The following is a 17,981-nucleotide window of genomic DNA, read 5'->3' as shown; positions in this document are numbered from 1 at the left end:
GACTTAGCGCTTGTGTTCCTTCACTTCGGCTTCACGCAAGCGCGGGGCCAGCTTGTCGAGCACGCCGTTGACGAACTTGTGGCCGTCGGTCGAACCGTAGACTTTCGCCAGTTCGATACCTTCGTTGATCACCACGCGGTACGGTACGTCGACGCGCTTGAGCAGTTCCCAGGTGGACAAGCGCAACACAGCCAGTTCAACCGGGTCGAGTTCTTCGATGGTCAGGTCAAGGCACGGGGACAGCGCGGTATCGATCTCGGTCAGGTTGGCCGGAACACCGTGCAGGATGTCGTGGAAGTAGCTCTGGTCGGCGAAGGTAAAGTCGTTATCGACGAGAAATTGCGCTTCGATTTCGTTCAGCGAAGTACCCGCCATGTGGCGCTGGTACAGCGCTTGGGTGGCGAGCTGACGGGCAGCACGGCGTTTTTCGCTTTTCGAAGGCTTGCCGGCGTCGGCTGGACGCTCGTCACGTGGGTTGAAACGATCGCTCTCGTCGGAAATCACTTGGCCTCCAACTGCGACAGCAGGCTGACCATTTCCAGTGCGGACAGAGCGGCTTCAGCGCCCTTGTTACCGGCCTTGGTGCCGGAACGCTCGATGGCTTGCTCGATGGAGTCTACGGTCAGTACGCCGAAAGCGACTGGCACGCCGAACTCCATGGACACCTGGGCCAGGCCCTTGGTGCATTCGCCAGCCACGTATTCGAAGTGCGGAGTACCGCCACGAATGACCGCGCCCAAGGCGATGATCGCTGCGTATTCACCCTGCTGCGCAACTTTTTGCGCAACCAGTGGAATTTCGAAGGCGCCAGGGGCGCGGATGATAGTGATGTCGCTCTCGCTCACACCGTGGCGAACCAGGGCATCCACGGCACCGCTTACCAGGCTTTCAACCACGAAGCTGTTGAAGCGGCCAACCACCAGGGCGTAGCGGCCTTTGGGGGCGATGAAGGTACCTTCGATGGTCTTCAGGGTCATTCGACAAATCTCTTAAAGAGCCGGGACGCGAAAAGTGCGTCCCTCAGTGATGATTTAACCGCGAACAAGGGGCAGAAAACGCCGGCCTTTATTCGGAGGGCACGTATTCTACAACTTCCAGGTCGAATCCGGATATCGCATTAAATTTCATCGGTGCGCTCATCAGGCGCATTTTGCGCACACCGAGGTCACGCAGGATCTGTGAACCGGCACCGACGATGCTGTAGGTGGTCGGTGTTTTGACCTGGGTGTGCTCGGCGGTTTCACGAATATGCGCGAGCAATACGTCGCCATCCACCGGGTTGCCGAGCAACAGCACCACACCACTGCCAGCCTCGGAAACCGCGGCCATGGCGGCGCGCAGGCTCCAGCGGCCGGGCTGTTTGACCATCAGCAGGTCGCGCAGCGGGTCCATGTTGTGCACGCGCACCAGGGTCGGCTCTTCGGCGCAAATATTCCCCAAGGTGAGGGCCATGTGCACGTCGCCTTCGACTGAATCACGGTAGGTCACCAGGTTGAACTGGCCCAGTTCGCTGTCCAGCGGCTGCTCGGCAATCCGCTGAACGGTACGTTCGTGGATCATGCGGTAGTGAATCAGGTCGGCAATGGTGCCGATCTTGATGCCGTGTTCGGCCGCAAACGCCTCGAGTTCGGCGCGACGGGCCATGGTGCCGTCGTCGTTCATTACTTCGCAGATCACGCCGCTCGGTTCGAAACCGGCCATGCGCGCCAGGTCGCAGGCGGCTTCGGTGTGGCCGGCGCGAGCAAGGGTGCCGCCCGGTTGGGCCATCAGCGGGAAAATGTGGCCGGGGCTCACAATGTCTTCGGCCTTGGCGTCTTTGGCCGCAGCGGCTTGCACGGTGCGCGCACGGTCGGCAGCGGAAATGCCGGTGGTGACGCCGGTGGTCGCTTCAATCGATACGGTGAACTTGGTGCCGAAACCCGAACCATTGCGCGGCGCCATCAACGGCAGCTTGAGCAATTCGCAGCGCTCGCGGCTCATGGGCATGCAGATCAACCCTCGGGCGTGCTTGGCCATAAAGTTGATGTGCTCGGGCTTGCAGGCCTCTGCGGCCATGATGATGTCGCCTTCGTTCTCGCGATCTTCGTCATCCATCAGGATGACCATCTTGCCTTGGCGGATGTCTTCAACCAGTTCTTCGATGCTATTGAGCGCCACGCGGCACCCCCTTGGTCAGGATTTCAGGTAGCCGTTAGCGGCCAGAAAACTTTCAGTGATGTTCCCGCGCCCTTGTAAAGAGTCAGGCTCAGCTGCCATATCGCCCATCAGCAGGCGCTCCAGGTAACGAGCAAGCAAGTCGACTTCCAGGTTCACCCGGCGACCTGGCTGGTACGACGCCATGATGGTTTCGCTCAGGGTGTGCGGGATGATGGTCAGTTCGAATTCGGCGCCATTCACGGCGTTCACGGTCAGGCTGGTGCCATCGACGGTGATCGAGCCTTTGTGGGCGATGTACTTGGCCAGCTCTTTCGGCGCGCGGATACGGAATTCCACGGCGCGCGCGTTTTCGCTGCGTGCAACCACTTCGCCGACGCCGTCGACGTGGCCGCTGACCAGGTGGCCGCCCAAACGGGTGGTCGGGGTCAGGGCTTTTTCCAGGTTGACCGGGCTGCCGGCCTTGAGGTCATTCATCGCGGTGCAGTCCAGGGTTTCCCGGCTGACGTCGGCGGCAAAGCCGTTACCCGGCAACTCGATGACGGTCAGGCACACGCCGCTGACGGCGATGCTGTCGCCCAGTTTGACGTCGCCGAGGTCGAGCTTGCCGGTTTCAACCAGCAGGCGCACGTCGCCGCCCTTTGGAGTCATGGCGCGGATGCTGCCGATGGATTCGATAATGCCGGTGAACATGGCCTTCTCCTGGAAAACGGTGCGGGCGCTTGAGCGCCCGGTCAGAATTATACGCTCGCTGGTGGTAGCGGGATGGCAGTGACTCGCCAGTCGTCGCCTACAGCGCGCATTTCAGTGATCTTGAGTTGGGGGGCGTCGGCCAGTTTCTCAAGCGGCCAGTCCAGCAAAGGCCGGGCGGCGGAGCCCAGGAACTTGCCGGCGACGAAAATCACGTATTCGTCGACCAGGCCTTGCTGGGCAAACGCGCCCGCCAGGCTTGGTCCGGCTTCTACCAGCACGTCATTCACGCCACGGGCAGCCAGCGCCACCAGCGCCGAACGCAGGTCGACCTGACCTTCCACGCCCGGCACCACCAGGCATTCCGGGCCACGGGGGAACTGGTTTTCCGGGGTGACGCAGGTGATGACCAGCGCCGGGCCAGCCTTGAAGAACGGTGCGTTGAGCGGCACCCGCAGGCGACCGTCGATCAACACGCGCAATGGCGGGCGCGACATGGCCAGGGCGGTGGTTTCTGCGTCCAGGCCCAACTCGGCGGCGCGTACGGTCAGGCGCGCACCGTCGGCCAGCACGGTGTCGGCGCCGGTCAGCACCACGCTGGCCTCGGCACGCAGGCGCTGCACGGCGGCGCGGGCAGCAGGCCCGGTGATCCATTGGCTTTCGCCGCTGGCCATCGCAGTACGGCCGTCCAGGCTCATTGCCAGCTTGACCCGCACAAACGGCAGGCCGTGTTCCATACGCTTGAGGAAGCCGGGGTTCAGCGCGCGCGCTTGTTGTTCCAGTACGCCGCTGTGGGTTTCGATACCGGCTTGGGCCAAACGCTGCAGGCCGCGCCCGGCGACCTCCGGGTTCGGGTCCTGCATCCCGGCCACCACGCGTGCCACACCGGCGGTCACCAGCGCATCGGCGCAGGGCGGCGTGCGCCCATGGTGGCTGCACGGTTCGAGGGTCACGTACACCGTGGCGCCACGGGCCTTGTCGCCGGCGGCGCGCAGGGCGTTCGGCTCGGCATGGGGCTCGCCGGTGCGTTCATGCCAGCCTTCGCCGACAATCTGCCCATCCCGCACAATCACACAGCCCACCCGTGGGTTGGGATGGGTGGTGTACAGGCCTTTGCGCGCCAGTTCGAGGGCGCGGGCCATGTAATGGGCGTCGAGGACCGCTTGTTCGGCAGACGGAGGGTTCATTCTTTGGCAGGCTCACGGGCCAGGCGGTCGATTTCTTCGCGGAACTCATTGAGGTCCTGGAAGCGTCGATACACCGAGGCGAAACGGATATAGGCGACTTCGTCGAGCTTTTGCAGCTCGCCCATCACCAGTTCTCCAACCACCAGGGATTTGACCTCGCGCTCGCCGGTGGCGCGCAGCTTGTGCTTGATATGCACCAGCGCCGCTTCCAGCCGCTCGACACTCACCGGGCGTTTTTCCAGGGCACGCTGCATACCGGCGCGCAGTTTTTCTTCGTCGAAAGGCTGGCGGCTGCCGTCGGACTTGATCAGACGTGGCAATACCAGTTCGGCGGTTTCGAAGGTGGTGAAACGTTCACCGCAGCCAGAGGCCAGGCATTCGCGCCGGCGGCGTACTTGATCGCCCTCGGCGACCAGACGCGAGTCAATGACCTTGGTGTCGTTGGCACCGCAGAAGGGACAGTGCATGGTTGGCAGGCAACAAAAAATGGGAGGGCCATGGTAGCGCATCCCCGTGGCAAGACAAGCCATAGCCTTTACGGTATATAGGCTGACTATTATGTTTCATATTTTATAAGCCACGGATTTTGCCCTTTCTGGAGCCGTACATGCAGTTACGACCACTTGTTTTACTCGCCCTGTTCAGTTTTCTGGTCGCCTGTAGCAGCGAAGCCCCAAAACCGTCGATACCGCAGCCGACGCCTGCCCAAGAGAAAAAAGTCCCCGGCATTGAAGACTTGGGCCCACTGCCGGCTTACCAGCGTGAAATCAACGGCACCCTCAATGGCGTGCCGGCCAACGCCGAAGTCGAACTGGCCCTGTTGGTGATCGATGAACGTAACCGCCCGCAACAATTGCTCGCCAGCAGCGTACTCACCGGCAACGGCAAGCCCCTGGCCTTCCGCTTGCGTTTCAACCCGGAAGCCTTCCCGGTGGGTGCACGGGTTGAACTGCGCGGTCGCGCCAGCCAGTCCGGCCAGTTGGTCCTGCACCTGCCCGCGGTGCGCATCACCCAGGCGATCACCCAGACCACCGGCCCGCTGCAACTCGTCCGGGCACCATGACGCCACCGCTGGGCCTGCAGCGCGCCCTGAGCGAACTGATCGGCGACGCGCACCTGGTGCCCTGCCCGCTGCCAGGCACCGCGCTGTCGTTGTGGCTGCTGGATGCGGACAACATGGACCGTGCCTTCAGCCAGGAAGAGACCCGGCGCATCCTGCATGAACCGCCGTACTGGAGTTTTTGCTGGGCCAGCGGTTTGGCACTGGCGCGCTACCTGGCCGCGAATCCCGAGTGGGTGGCGGGCAAACGCGTGCTGGATTTTGGCGCCGGTTCCGGCGTGGCCGGCATAGCGGCGGTTAAAGCCGGGGCGCTGGAAGTGGTGGCCTGCGACCTCGACCCGCTGGCCTTGGCCGCGTGCCGGGCAAACGCCGAACTCAATGGTGTAGCGCTGAGTTATTCAGCCGACTTTTTTGCCGAGGCCGACCGCTTCGACCTGATCCTGGTGGCCGACGTACTCTACGACCGCGCCAACCTGCCGCTGCTCGACCACTTCCTGACACGCGGCCGTGAAGCGCTGGTGGCCGACTCAAGGGTGCGTGACTTCCAGCACCCGGCTTATCAGCGCCTGGACATCCTCGATGCGCTGACGCTGCCAGACCTGGCCGAGCCTTGGGAGTTTCGCAAGGTGAGCCTGTACCATTCGCGGCGTTAAGGCTCAGCGTTACAAATTTTCAGCAATAGATCGACTAAGACAGAACGCAACAGGCCATGGAGAATATTGTCCCTTCACACACGCCGTGGACAATCAACCCGTATGCCTTTGCACACAGTTTTGCTTATCGGCTCGCGGGCAGAGACCTTGCAAATAGCCGGGTATCTGCCTAACCTTCGTCGCAATACACCCGCCATGCCTCTGGTTGCGTCAGCAACCAAGCACAAATTGTGCGGGTTTTTTATGCCCGGCACTTTTTGAGCATGAGGGCGTTCAGCAAACCTGCCATCGACGTTCCTGCACAGTTGGAACTGCTCAAGCTACGCGGACTGATTATTCACAATGAGGCCCGTGCAGAACGCTTCTTGCAATCAGTGAGCTTTTTTCGACTCAGCCCATACATGCGACCTTTCCAACGACCGGAAGACAGTGATCATCACTTTCGTGAAGGTAGCCAGTTGGGCCAACTGACGCGGCTCTACGACTTCGACCGGAGGCTGCGCTTACTCACCATGGATGCCCTTGAGCGAGTCGAAATTGCATCACGCTCAGTCATCAGCAACCACATGGGGCCGACCCATGGCAGCCATTGGTATATCAATCCACAGATATTTCACCCGGCATTTGATCATCAACGACTGCTGACAATGCTGTCCAACAAGCAAACCGCGGCGGCACGTGACTACCATCGCGAATGCGAGCGCATCGATAGATCCCACGCCAGCAACAACAGAAAGGATCTTCTTAAACGCCAAAGGGCGAAAGAAAGCTATGCCCGTCATTATCCAGTGACCTACGCCCATCCATCCCTGATGCCGGGCTGGGCGATGCTGGAGGAATTGACACTGGGTGACCTCTCCCACCTTTACAAAGGTCTGGCCAAGGATGCTGATAAGAAGGCCATTGCCAGACGCCTGATGCTGCCGGCACCCCTTATGCAGTCGTGGCTGCACACCCTGACGACCATCCGAAACATTTGCGCCCATCATTCAAGAATGTGGAACCGGGAATTGGGAATTCGCCCCGAGTTACCGAAGAAAGCCAATTTTTTGTGGCCGGAACATCTGTTTCAACCCAGGCAACATAGCCGCATGTTTTCGGTACTCTGCATTCTGAATCATCTGATGCGTCAAGTAAGCCCGCACACTCGTTGGGGCCAACATTTGTATCAACTGATCAGCGAGTTCCCGGACGTCAGCTTAAAGGCGATGGGTTTTCCTCACGACTGGCATCAAGACCCTTTTTGGCACACGACTCACGTCTGACTCCCCGTGCAGCTTCCGGTCAACCTCGCCAGCCCTTATAGTTGCCCCATTCCCGCTTTATTCGAGACGCCCCATGAGTGAGCCCACGCCGTACATCTTCGACGCCACCACTGCTACGTTCGACCAGGCAGTGATTCAGAACTCATTCGAAAAACCCGTGCTGGTGGATTTCTGGGCCGAGTGGTGCGCGCCGTGCAAGGCATTGATGCCGATGCTGGCGAAAATCGCCGAGAGTTATCAGGGCGAGTTGCTGCTGGCCAAGGTCGATTGCGAAGCCGAGCAGGACATCGTTGCGCGCTTTGGCATTCAGAGCCTGCCCACGGTGGTGCTGTTCAAGGACGGCAAGCCGGTGGACGGGTTTGCCGGGGCACAACCGGAGTCGGCCGTGCGAGCGATGCTGGAACCCCACGTAAAGATGCCGCCACCGAAAGCGGCTGACCCGTTGGAACAGGCCCAGGCGTTGTTTGCCGAAGGCCGTATCAGCGATGCAGAGGCCGTGCTGGTGGCGCTGTTGGGCGAGGACAACACCAACGCTGGCGCGCTGATTCTGTATGCACGTTGTCTGGCTGAGCGCGGTGAATTGGGCGAAGCTCAGGCTGTACTCGACGCGGTGAAAAGCGACGATCACAAAGCCGCCCTCGCCGGCGCCAAGGCGCAAATCACCTTCCTGCGCCAGGCCGCCGACCTGCCGGACGCCGCCGACTTGAAAAGCCGCCTGGCGCAAGACCCGCAGGATGATGAAGCCGCCTATCAGTTGGCGATTCAGCAACTGGCGCGCCAGCAATACGACGCCGCGCTGGAAGGCCTGCTCAAGCTGTTCATCCGCAACCGCAGCTACAGCGAAGGCTTGCCGCACAAGACGTTGCTGCAGGTGTTTGAACTGCTCGGCAATGACCATCCGCTGGTCACGGTGTACCGTCGCAAGCTGTTCGCCGCGCTGTATTAATCGCCGATCCAGCTGTACAGCGGCGTATCCCCGCCGCTGGCCACTTTCACACTGGCGCTGTGGCGCAGCCGCACAAGCAGGCGTTTGCCTGAGGCCGCATCACCGGCCAAGCCCTCAAGCTGATCAAGCAACTCAAGCCCATTGAGTTGCCCGGCCTTGCGCAACAGATCCTGGGCGTTCTGCCACAAATCATCGCTGTGTTTGACCGGCGCAACAGCGGGCGCACTCGGCGCCGGTGTTGCCTGCAAGTGGGCGCCCAGGCGTGCCCAATCGCCATCATCGAGTTCCAGGGTCAAATCCACCGGCATGTCACCGACGGTTCCACGAATTCGCAACATCGCGCTTACTCCCGCAGTTTTCCGACCCGCATGCTCCCACGCGACTTGCACAACGCCAAGCGGGCGTTCAAACTGGCGCGAATATTGTTATAAGATCACATAACAAAACTTTCATCTTATGGAGCCTTCTCATGCGCCGTCTGCTGCTTGCCTTGCCGTTTGCCCTGCTGCCCCTGGCCATCGCCCATGCCGCCGATGAACATGATCATGAGCATGAACACGGCAGCCTCGGTGCCCACGAGCACGGTGTCGGCCGGCTCAACGCGGTACTCGACGGCCAGGCGCTTGAGCTGGAATTCGACAGCCCGGCCATGAACCTTGTGGGCTTTGAACACAAAGCCACCACGCCTGCCGACAAGGCCAAGGTCGCCGCCGCGCGCAAACAATTGGAAAACCCGCTGGCGCTGTTCAACCTGCCCAAAGCGGCCGGCTGTGTGATCAGCACCCAGGAACTCAATAGCCCGTTGTTCGGCGACAAGCCTGAAGCCGACCATGATGAGGACGATGACGACCACGCCACCGACGGCAAAGGCGCTGCCGCCCACGAACATCATCACGACCACAGCGAAATCCACGCCCACTACCAGTTCACCTGCGCTACGCCGACGGCCCTGAGCAACCTTGACCTGACCCAAGTGTTCAAGACCTTCCCCGCCACCCAGAAGATTCAGGTACAACTGATCGGCCCAAGCGGCCAGCAAGGTGTTGAAGCGACGGCCACGACCGCCACTCTTAAATTCTGATTTGAAACACGGTCAATGTGGGAGCTGGCTTGCCTGCGATAGCGGTATCACAGACACATCGATATTGAATGTGCCGCCGTCATCGCAGGCAAGCCAGCTCCCACATTGGATCGGCGCCACGCTCTACAACCAGGCGATATTGATTTCACATGACCCAAGCACTGATCGAACTGTCTGACCTGGGCTTCAACTGGCCCGGCCACCCGCAGTTGCTGGACATCCCCGCGTTCCGCCTGGAAGCGGGAGAAACCCTGTTTCTAAAGGGCCCGAGTGGCAGTGGCAAAACCACTTTGCTCGGGCTGCTGGGCGGCGTGCAGAAACCCAGCCAGGGCAGCATCCGCCTGCTCGGCCAGGAGCTGACCGAACTCTCGGCCGGTGCCCGCGACCGCTTCCGCGTTGATCACACGGGTTACATATTTCAGCAATTCAACCTGCTGCCATTTCTCTCCGTGCGCGAGAACGTCGAGCTGCCGTGTCACTTTTCCAGGCTGCGTGCGCAGCGGGCAACTCAGCGTCACGGCAGTGTCGACCAGGCCGCCGCGACCTTGCTGGCGCATTTGGGCTTGAAGGACAAAGACCTGCTGGAACGCCGCGCCGACTCGCTGTCCATCGGCCAGCAACAGCGCGTGGCCGCCGCCCGCGCGTTGATCGGCCAGCCGGAACTGGTGATCGCCGACGAACCCACCTCGGCCCTGGATTACGACGCCCGCGAAGCGTTTATCCGGCTGTTGTTTGCCGAATGCCGCGAAGCCGGCGCCAGCCTGTTGTTTGTCAGCCATGACCAGAGCCTCGCGCCGCTGTTCGACCGCCACCTGTCGCTGGCCGAGCTCAACCGCGCCGCCACACCCGTAGAGGTTTGAGATGTATCTGTTCCGTCTAGCCATGGCCAGCCTGGCTAACCGCCGCTTTACCGCGATCCTCACCGCCTTCGCCATCGCCCTTTCGGTGTGCCTGTTACTCGCCGTGGAACGCGTGCGTGTTGAGGCGCGCAACAGTTTCGCCAGCACCATCAGTGGCACCGACCTGATCGTCGGTGCCCGCTCCGGCTCGGTCAACTTGCTGCTGTATTCGGTATTCCGCATTGGCAACGCCACCAATAACATCCGCTGGGACAGCTTCGAGCACTTCGCCGCCAGCCCGCAGGTGAAATGGGCGATCCCGATTTCACTCGGCGACTCGCACCGTGGCTATCGCGTGATGGGCACCAACGCTTCCTACTTCGAGCATTACCAATACGGCCGCAAGCAGAACCTCGAACTGGCCAGCGGCCGCGCCTTCGCCACTGACCCATTTGAGGTGGTGCTCGGCGCCGAAGTGGCGGATGCGCTGCACTACAAACTCGGCGACAAGCTGGTGCTGGCCCACGGCGTAGCGGTGGTAAGCCTGGTTAAGCACGATGACAAACCCTTCACCGTGGTCGGCATTCTCAAGCGCACCGGCACGCCGGTGGACCGCACGCTGCACATCAGCCTCGGCGGCATGGAGGCGATCCATATCGACTGGCACAACGGCGTGCCGGCCCAGGGCAAAGGCCGTATCAGTGCTGACCAGGCACGCAATATGGACCTCACGCCGCAGGCGATCACCGCGTTTATGCTGGGCCTGAACAACAAGATTTCCACCTTTGCGCTGCAGCGCGAGATCAATGAATTCCGTGGCGAGCCGATGCTGGCGATCCTGCCGGGCGTGGCGCTGCAAGAGCTGTGGAGCATGATGGGCACCGCCGAAAAAGCGCTGTTCGTGATCTCGCTGTTCGTGGTGCTGACCGGTTTGATCGGCATGCTCACCGCAATCCTCACCAGCCTTAATGAACGCCGCCGCGAGATGGCGATTTTGCGTTCGGTGGGCGCACGGCCGTGGCACATTGCGACACTGCTGATCTTCGAAGCCTTCGCGCTGGCTTTGTCTGGCGTCGTGGCGGGCGTGGGCCTACTGTACGTGTGCATCGCCGCGTCGCGCGGGTATTTGCAGGCCAACTACGGCCTGGACCTGCCGATGTCGTGGCCGAGTGAATATGAATGGACCTTGCTCGCCGGTATCCTGGCCGCCGCGCTGTTGATGGGCAGCGTGCCCGCGTGGCGCGCCTATCGGCAATCTTTGGCCGATGGCCTGTCCATACGTTTATGAGGAAGCTGTCGATGCGTCGTGCCCTGTTTGCGCTGTTGCTGCTGGTGGTGGTGCCCGCCTGGGCCGACGAGCAGCCCAAGGACCTGTCGTGGCAGGAAATGATTCCGCCGGACGCGCCGCCGGAAATCCCCAATATGAAACCGCTGCACGACCTGTCGAACATGGCTGATGCGCTGTCGGTCGAGGCCGCGCCTGCGGCCAAACAGGAACTGCCCAACGCGCCGGTGGTGCGGAGCCTTAACGGCAAGCACATCCGTTTACCGGGCTATATCGTGCCGCTGGAAGTCAGCGAAGAAGGCCGCACCACCGAGTTTTTGCTGGTGCCGTATTTCGGCGCGTGCATCCACGTACCGCCGCCGCCGTCGAACCAGATCGTGCATGTGAAAAGCGAAGTCGGCGTGAAGCTTGATGAGCTGTATCAGCCGTATTGGATCGAAGGGGCGATGCAGGTAAAGCCGTCGTCCAGTGAACTGGCCGACGCCGGTTACCAGATGGATGCCGAGAAGATTTACGTCTATGAACTGCAGGAATAACCCTTTCCCAGAACACCCACATTTTTGATCAGTGGTGCAAGTGATTGATCGAGCTTTCATTGAGCTGAGTCAAAAGATCGAACGGAACGATCTTTACCATTGGACGTACAACTTTTAACGTCCTTTTGGAGCTCCCATGAACAAGTCTCTGCTCGGCGCGTCCCTCTTCGCGCTTGCCCTCGCCGCCCCTGTCGCACACGCTCACGAAGCGGGTGACATTCTGATTCGTGCCGGTGCAATCACCGTGAACCCGAAAGCAGACAGTGGCCATGTGAAGGTTGACCAGGGGCCATTGGCCGGCACCAACCTGGGCGGCAAGGCGACCATGAGCAGCGACACCCAACTGGGCCTCAACTTCGCCTACATGATCACCAACCACATCGGTATCGAACTGCTGGCCGCCACGCCGTTCGAGCATGACGTGAAGATCAAGAACACCGCCCTGGGCGCCGCCAACGGCAAGCTCGGTACGCTCAAGCACCTGCCGCCGACCTTGAGCGTCGTGTACTACCCGCTGGACAACAAGTCCGCGTTCCAGCCGTATGTGGGCGCCGGTATCAACTACACCTGGATCTACGACGAGCACGTCGGCAGCCGCGCCGAACAAGCCGGTTTCAGCAACTTCAAGGCTGAAAACTCCTGGGGCTGGGCCGCGCAGATCGGTGCCGACTACATGATCAACGACAAGTGGATGATCAACGCCCAGGCGCGTTACATCGACATCAGCACCAAGGCGACTGTGGATAATAATGCGCTGGGCCAAGGCACACGTGCCAAGGTCAATGTGGATGTTGATCCGATGGTTTACATGGTGGGTATTGGTTACAAGTTCTAATACCGGCTCAAGCACCACTGCAAGCCCGCTCCCACATTTTGGTTTTGCAGGGTGTCAGCTTTGGCGGTAGAGCCACCCCACACAAAACCTGCCTCCCACATTGAGTTTTGTGCGGTGTCAGCTATGCCGGTAGAACCGATCCAGCAACGCCGGCAACCCCGCCCGCCACGCCCGTGGCTTGATGCCAAAGGTGTGAAGGATTTTCTTGCAGGCCAGCACCGCGTGCTGCGGCTCGTCCGCCGCATCCGGCCGGGCCGCGTGGGCCTGGGCGGTGGGTGAGTCGATCGCCAGCGGATGGAAATTGCGCGCTTCAGTAAGGATCGCCTGGCCCAGCGCCAACGGCGTGGTGGCTTCGTGACCGGCGTAGTGATAGGTGCCCCACAGCGGCGCCGCGCAATCGAGTTGCTTGAGCACCGAAATGATCACCCGCGCCGCGTCGTCCACCGGCGTAGGGTTGCCGCGCCGGTCATCGGCCATCAGCAATTCATCGGGTTTCTCGGCACGGGCCAGGAAGCGCCCGAGGGTGCCATCGACACTGTCATCCAGCAGCCAGCCAAAGCGCAGCAGCACATGTTGCGGGCAGGTGGCGCGCACGCTCTGCTCGATCCGCCATAACGCCTGACCGCGCAGGCCCAGGGGCACCGGCTCGTCTTTTTCGCTGTAGGCGGTGGCGCGGGAGCCATCGAACACGCGGTAGCTGGACGGTTGCAGCAAGGTGATGTTGTGGTGCTGGCACAGTTCGGCCAGGCGTTCGATGGCGAACTCCTGTGCAGCCAAACGTGTTTCGCTGACCGCTTCGGCCTGGAACCAGTCGAAATAGTAGGCGAGGTTGATCAGCGCATCGGGACGGGTGTCGTCGAGCAATTGGGTGAGGCTCGCGGCATCCCAGCCGTCTTGGGGCGGTTTAGGTGCGAGGAAACCGATGTCTTCCTCTGCACCGAGGCGAATCAGCGCCTGCCCGAGGGCATTCCCGCCGCCCAGTAACATAAGGCGCATTCGCATAGATTGAGCAGGCCCGGTCTGTTTGGAACGATGGTTATTATCGGCAGGCGTGTGCGCCTTGCCGTAGGTTGTTGCCAGAATCGTTGCATTTTGCGGGTTTGTAGCGCAACCGTCACGGACAAAGTACCTGATTGCAACTTGTTGGAATGGGCAGTATCAATCAATAGATGAACCTTCCCGAATCAACCGACACGGTATTGGACGGCTTCCACCCCGCCGTCAGTGCCTGGTTTGGCAATACCTTTCCCTCGGTGACCGGCGCCCAGGCCCAGGCGTGGCCGCTGATCCGCCAACGCCGCTCAACCTTGATCGCCGCGCCCACAGGCTCCGGCAAAACCCTCACCGCGTTCCTGGCGGTGCTCGATGACCTGGTACACCAAGGCTTGGCCAACGGTGGGCAACTGCCGGACGAAACGCTGGTGGTGTACGTGTCGCCGCTCAAGGCGCTGTCCAACGATATCCAGATCAACCTGCAAAACCCACTGGCCGGCATCACCGCGCAATTACAGGCGCAGGGCTTGCCGCCGCTGACTATCCGCACCGCCGTGCGCACCGGCGACACCCCGCAAAAAGACCGCGCGCACATGCGCAAACGGCCGCCGCATATCCTCGTCACTACGCCGGAATCGCTCTATGTGCTGCTGGGCTCGGACTCCGGTCGGCAAATGCTTTCCAGCACGCGCACAGTGATCATCGACGAAATCCACGCCATCGCCGCCGGTAAACGCGGCAGCCACCTGGCCCTGAGCCTGGAACGCCTGCAAGGTTTATGCAGCGAGCCGTTGACCCGCGTCGGCCTGTCGGCCACGCAAAAGCCTATCGAGGCGGTGTCACGCTTTTTGGTCGGCAGCGGGCGTGAATGCGCCATCGTCGATATTGGCCACGCGCGCCCCCGCGACCTGGATATCGAAGTACCGCCGGTGCCGCTCTCGGCGGTGATGGCCAACGATGTGTGGGAATTGGTCTACGACCGCCTGGCCACACTGGCCCGCGAACACCGCACTACGCTGGTGTTCGTCAACACTCGGCGCCTGGCCGAACGCCTGGCCCGGCACCTGAGCGAGCGTTTGGGCAAGACCGCCGTGGCCGCTCACCACGGCAGCCTGGCCAAAGAGCTGCGCCTGGACGCCGAGCAACGGCTCAAAGCCGGTGAGCTGCAAGTGCTGATCGCCACCGCGTCGCTGGAGTTGGGGATTGATATCGGTGAGGTCGACCTGGTCTGCCAGATCGGTTCACCCGGTTCCATCAACGGTTTTCTGCAAAGGGTCGGGCGCTCCGGCCACCAGGTCGGCGGCACGCCCAAGGGACGGCTGTTCGCCACCACCCGCGATGACTTGATCGAATGCGCCGCCCTGCTCGACTGCGTACGGCGCGGCGAACTGGACACCTTGCACATCCCCATCGCCCCGCTGGACGTGCTGGCCCAGCAGATCATCGCCGAAGTCAGCGCCCGCGAATGGCCGGAACAGGCGTTGCTGGACCTCATCCGCCGCGCCTCACCCTACGCCGCACTCGATGAGCGCCACTACCAGGCACTGCTGCACATGCTCGCCGACGGCTACAACGGCCGCCAAGGCATCCGCAGCGCCTACCTGCACCGTGACGCCGTGACCCACACCCTGCGCGCCCGCCGTGGCGCCAAACTGACCGCCGTGACCAGCGGCGGCACCATCCCTGACAACGCCGACTACAGCGTATTGCTGGAGCCTCAGAGCCTGAACATTGGCAGTGTCAACGAAGACTTCGCGGTGGAAAGCATCGCCGGGGATATCTTCCAGCTCGGTAATACGTCCTACAGAATCCTGCGGGTAGAAAGCGGCAAAGTGCGCGTCGAAGATGCCCACGGCCAGCCGCCGACCATCCCGTTCTGGCTGGGTGAAGCACCGGGGCGCAGCAACGAGTTGTCGGCGGCAGTCGCGCGTTTTCAGGGGCAGTTGGACGCCCTGCTCGGCACCACACCCGGTGACCTGCAACCCGCGCAAGACTGGCTCACCGCCAGCCTTGGCCTGAACCGCGCCAGCGCCGAACAGATCCTCGATTACCTGGCCCGTGCACGCCTGGCGCTGAGCGCTTTACCGTCCCAGGACACATTGATCATGGAGCGGTTTTTCGACGCGTCCGGCGGCACTCAACTGATCATCCACACGCCGTTCGGCAGCCGCATCAACCGCGCGTGGGGCCTGGCACTGCGCAAGCGTTTTTGCCGCACGTTCAACTTTGAATTGCAGGCGGCCGCCAGTGAGAATGCAATCGTGCTGTCGCTGTCCACCAGCCACAGTTTTGAGCTGGATGAAGTGTGGCGCTATGTGAACAGCAACAGCGCCGAGCACCTGCTGATCCAGGCCGTGCTGGATGCGCCGCTGTTTGGCGTGCGCTGGCGCTGGAATGCCGGTGTGGCCCTGGCGTTGCCGCGCTACACCGGCGGGCGCAAGGTGGCGCCGCAGATCCAGCGCATGAAAAGCGAAGACCTGATCGCCAGCGTGTTTCCCGACCAGATTGCCTGCCTGGAAAACCTTGCCGGCGAGCGCGAAGTGCCTGAACACCCGCTGGTTGAGCAAACCCTCGACGACTGCCTGCACGAAGCCATGGACAGCGAAGGTTGGCTGAAGCTGTTGCGGCGCATGGAGAGTGGCGAAGTGCGCCTGATCAGCCGCGACCTGCCTGCGCCCTCGCCCATGGCCGCCGAAATTCTCAGCGCGCGGCCCTACACCTTTCTCGACGATGCGCCATTGGAAGAGCGCCGTACCCAGGCCGTGCTCAACCGTCGCTGGAGCGACCCGCACAGCACCGACGACCTCGGCGCGCTGGACGCCGAGGCCATTGCTGGCGTGCGTGAAGAAGCCTGGCCCGCGCCCAATGGCCTGGATGAAATGCATGAAGCGCTGATGAGCCTGGCCTGTATCGCCGGCAACGAAGTCACGCCGCAATGTGCCGAGTGGTTGCACGCCTTGGCCAAAGGTGGGCGCGCCTATCAACTGGAAAATGGCCTGTGGGTGGCGGTGGAACGCCTGAGTTGCCTGCAAGCGATCTATCCGAATGACTTGCCGTTGTTGCCGGGCTTCGATGAGCCGTGGGCCTTTGATGATGCGCTGGCTGAAGTGTTGCGCGCACGCCTCGGCGGTTTCGGCCCATTGATCCTGGCCGAGATCGCCACGCCATTGGCGCTGCCGGTCGCGGATATCAGCCAGGCACTCGCGCGTCTGGAGCAGGAAGGCTACGTGCTGCGCGGCCATTTCAGCCCCGGCGCCAGCCAGGAACAATGGTGCGAGCGGCATTTGCTCGCGCGCATCCATCGCTACACAGTCAAACGCCTGCGTCGGGAAATCGAGCCGGTGGCGCTGCAGGATTTCATGCGCTTTCTGTTCGATTGGCAGCACCTGTCCGACGGCACCCGTGGCCAGGGCAGCGCAATGTTGCCGCAGATTGTCGGGCAGTTCGAAGGCTACGCCGCCGCTACCTCGGCCTGGGACAGCGACTTGCTCAGCGCGCGGCTCAAGGACTATTCCTCCACCTGGCTCGACGAGCTGTGCCGCAGCGGCAAACTGGTGTGGACGCGCCTGAGCAACAAGGCCGGCGCCCTGGCACTGCGCAGTACGCCGGTGGTACTGCTGCCGCGCAGCCAGGTGCCGTTATGGAGCGGGCTGACCGAACCGACCGACAGCACCACATTGTCGCCCAAGGCGCAAAAGGTCCACCTGGCGCTGCGTGAACACGGCGCGCTGTTTTTCGACGAGCTGGTGCACGAAGCCCATCTGCTGCGCAGCGAACTGGAAACCGCCTTGCAGGAACTGGTGGGCGCGGGGCTGGTGAATGCCGACAGTTTCGCCGGGCTGCGGGCCTTGACCACGCCCGCCAGCAAACGCCAGGCACGCAGTAGCCGGCGTGGGCGCGGGGCGTTTATCGGCGGCCTGGACGACGCCGGGCGCTGGGCTCTGGTGCGCCGCTCCCCCACCGCCGCCGGCCCGCATTCGGCCGAGACCCTGGAGCATGTGGCGATGACCCTGCTGCGCCGTTATGGCGTGGTGTTCTGGCGGTTGCTGGAGCGGGAAGCCGACTGGCTGCCAAGCTGGCGCGAATTGCTGCGCACCTTTCATCGCCTGGAGGCGCGGGGCGAGATTCGCGGCGGGCGGTTTGTGAGTGGTTTGGCGGGGGAACAGTTTGCGCTGCCGGAAGCGATTCCGTTGCTACGTGAGGTCAGACGCCGGCCGCATAACGGCAGTTTGATTGCAGTGTGCGGGGCGGACCCGTTGAACCTGGTGGGCACCTTGCTGCCGGGCAATAAAGTGCCGGCGGTGAGCGGCAATCGGATTGTGTATCGCGATGGCTTGCCAGCGGCGGTGATGGTCGCGGGTAAACAGCAGGTGTTGCAGGAGGAGGATTTGCAGGCGGTGCAGGAGAAGTTGATCAGGCGCTGAAACCTGTATGGACCTTGCCGGCCTCATCGCGGG

18 protein-coding genes are annotated in these 17,981 nt (G+C 62.0%); 10 read left to right on the top strand and 8 right to left on the bottom strand.

Annotation, left to right across the window (positions count from 1 at the left end; genetic code table 11):
• Nucleotides 1-3 precede the first annotated feature (3 nt).
• From nusB to nrdR, 6 genes are all read right to left on the bottom strand, one after another.
• Complete coding sequence (gene nusB / locus QF043_RS01735; RefSeq protein WP_307417296.1) at nt 4-504, bottom strand: transcription antitermination factor NusB; 501 nt, start codon at nt 502-504, stop codon at nt 4-6.
• The gene (gene ribE, locus QF043_RS01730; RefSeq protein ID WP_003176356.1) at nt 501-977 is read right to left on the bottom strand and encodes a 6,7-dimethyl-8-ribityllumazine synthase; all 477 of its coding nucleotides are present in this window, start codon (nt 975-977) and stop codon (nt 501-503) included. Before ribE ends, nusB begins: the two co-directional genes overlap by 4 nt.
• 88 nt (nt 978-1,065) lie before the next feature.
• Nucleotides 1,066-2,157 (bottom strand): bifunctional 3,4-dihydroxy-2-butanone-4-phosphate synthase/GTP cyclohydrolase II, encoded by a 1,092-nt coding sequence (gene ribBA, locus QF043_RS01725; protein ID WP_200432067.1) that lies wholly within the window; start codon nt 2,155-2,157, stop codon nt 1,066-1,068.
• A gap of 15 nt (nt 2,158-2,172) precedes the next feature.
• Nucleotides 2,173-2,847 (bottom strand): riboflavin synthase, encoded by a 675-nt coding sequence (locus tag QF043_RS01720; protein ID WP_307417295.1) that lies wholly within the window; start codon nt 2,845-2,847, stop codon nt 2,173-2,175.
• Between the two features lie 47 nt (nt 2,848-2,894).
• Nucleotides 2,895-4,031 (bottom strand): bifunctional diaminohydroxyphosphoribosylaminopyrimidine deaminase/5-amino-6-(5-phosphoribosylamino)uracil reductase RibD, encoded by a 1,137-nt coding sequence (gene ribD, locus QF043_RS01715; protein WP_065911300.1) that lies wholly within the window; start codon nt 4,029-4,031, stop codon nt 2,895-2,897.
• Nucleotides 4,028-4,498 carry a transcriptional regulator NrdR gene (gene nrdR / locus QF043_RS01710; protein WP_015886108.1) on the bottom strand — a complete coding sequence of 157 codons (471 nt, stop codon included), beginning with the start codon at nt 4,496-4,498 and terminating at the stop codon, nt 4,028-4,030. Before nrdR ends, ribD begins: the two co-directional genes overlap by 4 nt.
• Before the next feature lie 140 nt (nt 4,499-4,638).
• Here nrdR and QF043_RS01705 point away from each other — a divergent pair, with 140 nt between their 5' ends.
• From QF043_RS01705 to trxA, 4 genes are all read left to right on the top strand, one after another.
• A complete protein-coding gene (locus tag QF043_RS01705) occupies nt 4,639-5,094 on the top strand; it encodes a YbaY family lipoprotein (protein WP_307417293.1) in 456 nt (151 codons plus the stop codon).
• Nucleotides 5,091-5,744 carry a methyltransferase gene (locus QF043_RS01700; protein ID WP_236371100.1) on the top strand — a complete coding sequence of 218 codons (654 nt, stop codon included), beginning with the start codon at nt 5,091-5,093 and terminating at the stop codon, nt 5,742-5,744. Before QF043_RS01705 ends, QF043_RS01700 begins: the two co-directional genes overlap by 4 nt.
• 263 nt (nt 5,745-6,007) lie before the next feature.
• Nucleotides 6,008-7,009 carry an Abi family protein gene (locus QF043_RS01695; RefSeq protein ID WP_307417292.1) on the top strand — a complete coding sequence of 334 codons (1,002 nt, stop codon included), beginning with the start codon at nt 6,008-6,010 and terminating at the stop codon, nt 7,007-7,009.
• A 73-nt stretch (nt 7,010-7,082) separates the two neighbouring features.
• A complete protein-coding gene (trxA, locus tag QF043_RS01690) occupies nt 7,083-7,955 on the top strand; it encodes a thioredoxin (protein ID WP_307417291.1) in 873 nt (290 codons plus the stop codon).
• Here trxA and QF043_RS01685 read toward each other — a convergent pair.
• Nucleotides 7,952-8,293 carry a hypothetical protein gene (locus QF043_RS01685; RefSeq protein ID WP_307417290.1) on the bottom strand — a complete coding sequence of 114 codons (342 nt, stop codon included), beginning with the start codon at nt 8,291-8,293 and terminating at the stop codon, nt 7,952-7,954. The two genes, trxA and QF043_RS01685, sit on opposite strands and share 4 nt — an antisense overlap.
• A gap of 131 nt (nt 8,294-8,424) precedes the next feature.
• On the opposite strand from QF043_RS01685, the gene QF043_RS01680 reads away from it, so the two are divergent.
• From QF043_RS01680 to QF043_RS01660, 5 genes are all read left to right on the top strand, one after another.
• Nucleotides 8,425-9,036, top strand: a complete 612-nt coding sequence (locus tag QF043_RS01680; RefSeq protein ID WP_307417289.1) for a DUF2796 domain-containing protein — start codon at nt 8,425-8,427, stop codon at nt 9,034-9,036.
• Between the two features lie 149 nt (nt 9,037-9,185).
• Nucleotides 9,186-9,896, top strand: coding sequence for an ABC transporter ATP-binding protein (locus tag QF043_RS01675; RefSeq protein ID WP_307417288.1), 711 nt, complete (start codon nt 9,186-9,188; stop codon nt 9,894-9,896).
• Nucleotide 9,897: 1 nt separating this feature from the next.
• Nucleotides 9,898-11,163: an ABC transporter permease gene (locus QF043_RS01670; RefSeq protein WP_056861908.1), complete on the top strand. Its 1,266-nt coding sequence runs from the start codon at nt 9,898-9,900 to the stop codon at nt 11,161-11,163.
• A gap of 11 nt (nt 11,164-11,174) precedes the next feature.
• Nucleotides 11,175-11,696 carry a DUF3299 domain-containing protein gene (locus tag QF043_RS01665; protein ID WP_307417286.1) on the top strand — a complete coding sequence of 174 codons (522 nt, stop codon included), beginning with the start codon at nt 11,175-11,177 and terminating at the stop codon, nt 11,694-11,696.
• A 136-nt stretch (nt 11,697-11,832) separates the two neighbouring features.
• Complete coding sequence (locus QF043_RS01660; RefSeq protein ID WP_017135983.1) at nt 11,833-12,531, top strand: OmpW family protein; 699 nt, start codon at nt 11,833-11,835, stop codon at nt 12,529-12,531.
• 117 nt (nt 12,532-12,648) lie between these two features.
• On the opposite strand, the gene QF043_RS01655 is transcribed toward QF043_RS01660, so the two are convergent.
• Nucleotides 12,649-13,533: a sugar nucleotide-binding protein gene (locus QF043_RS01655; RefSeq protein WP_307417285.1), complete on the bottom strand. Its 885-nt coding sequence runs from the start codon at nt 13,531-13,533 to the stop codon at nt 12,649-12,651.
• 167 nt (nt 13,534-13,700) lie between these two features.
• Between QF043_RS01655 and QF043_RS01650 the strand changes: the two genes are divergently transcribed.
• Nucleotides 13,701-17,948 carry a DEAD/DEAH box helicase gene (locus QF043_RS01650; protein WP_307417284.1) on the top strand — a complete coding sequence of 1,416 codons (4,248 nt, stop codon included), beginning with the start codon at nt 13,701-13,703 and terminating at the stop codon, nt 17,946-17,948.
• Nucleotides 17,949-17,981: the final 33 nt, after the last annotated feature.

This window comes from Pseudomonas sp. W3I7, from assembly GCF_030816095.1.
GTDB lineage: Bacteria > Pseudomonadota > Gammaproteobacteria > Pseudomonadales > Pseudomonadaceae > Aquipseudomonas > Aquipseudomonas salomonii.
This window is presented reverse-complemented; position numbering and strand designations above follow the sequence as displayed.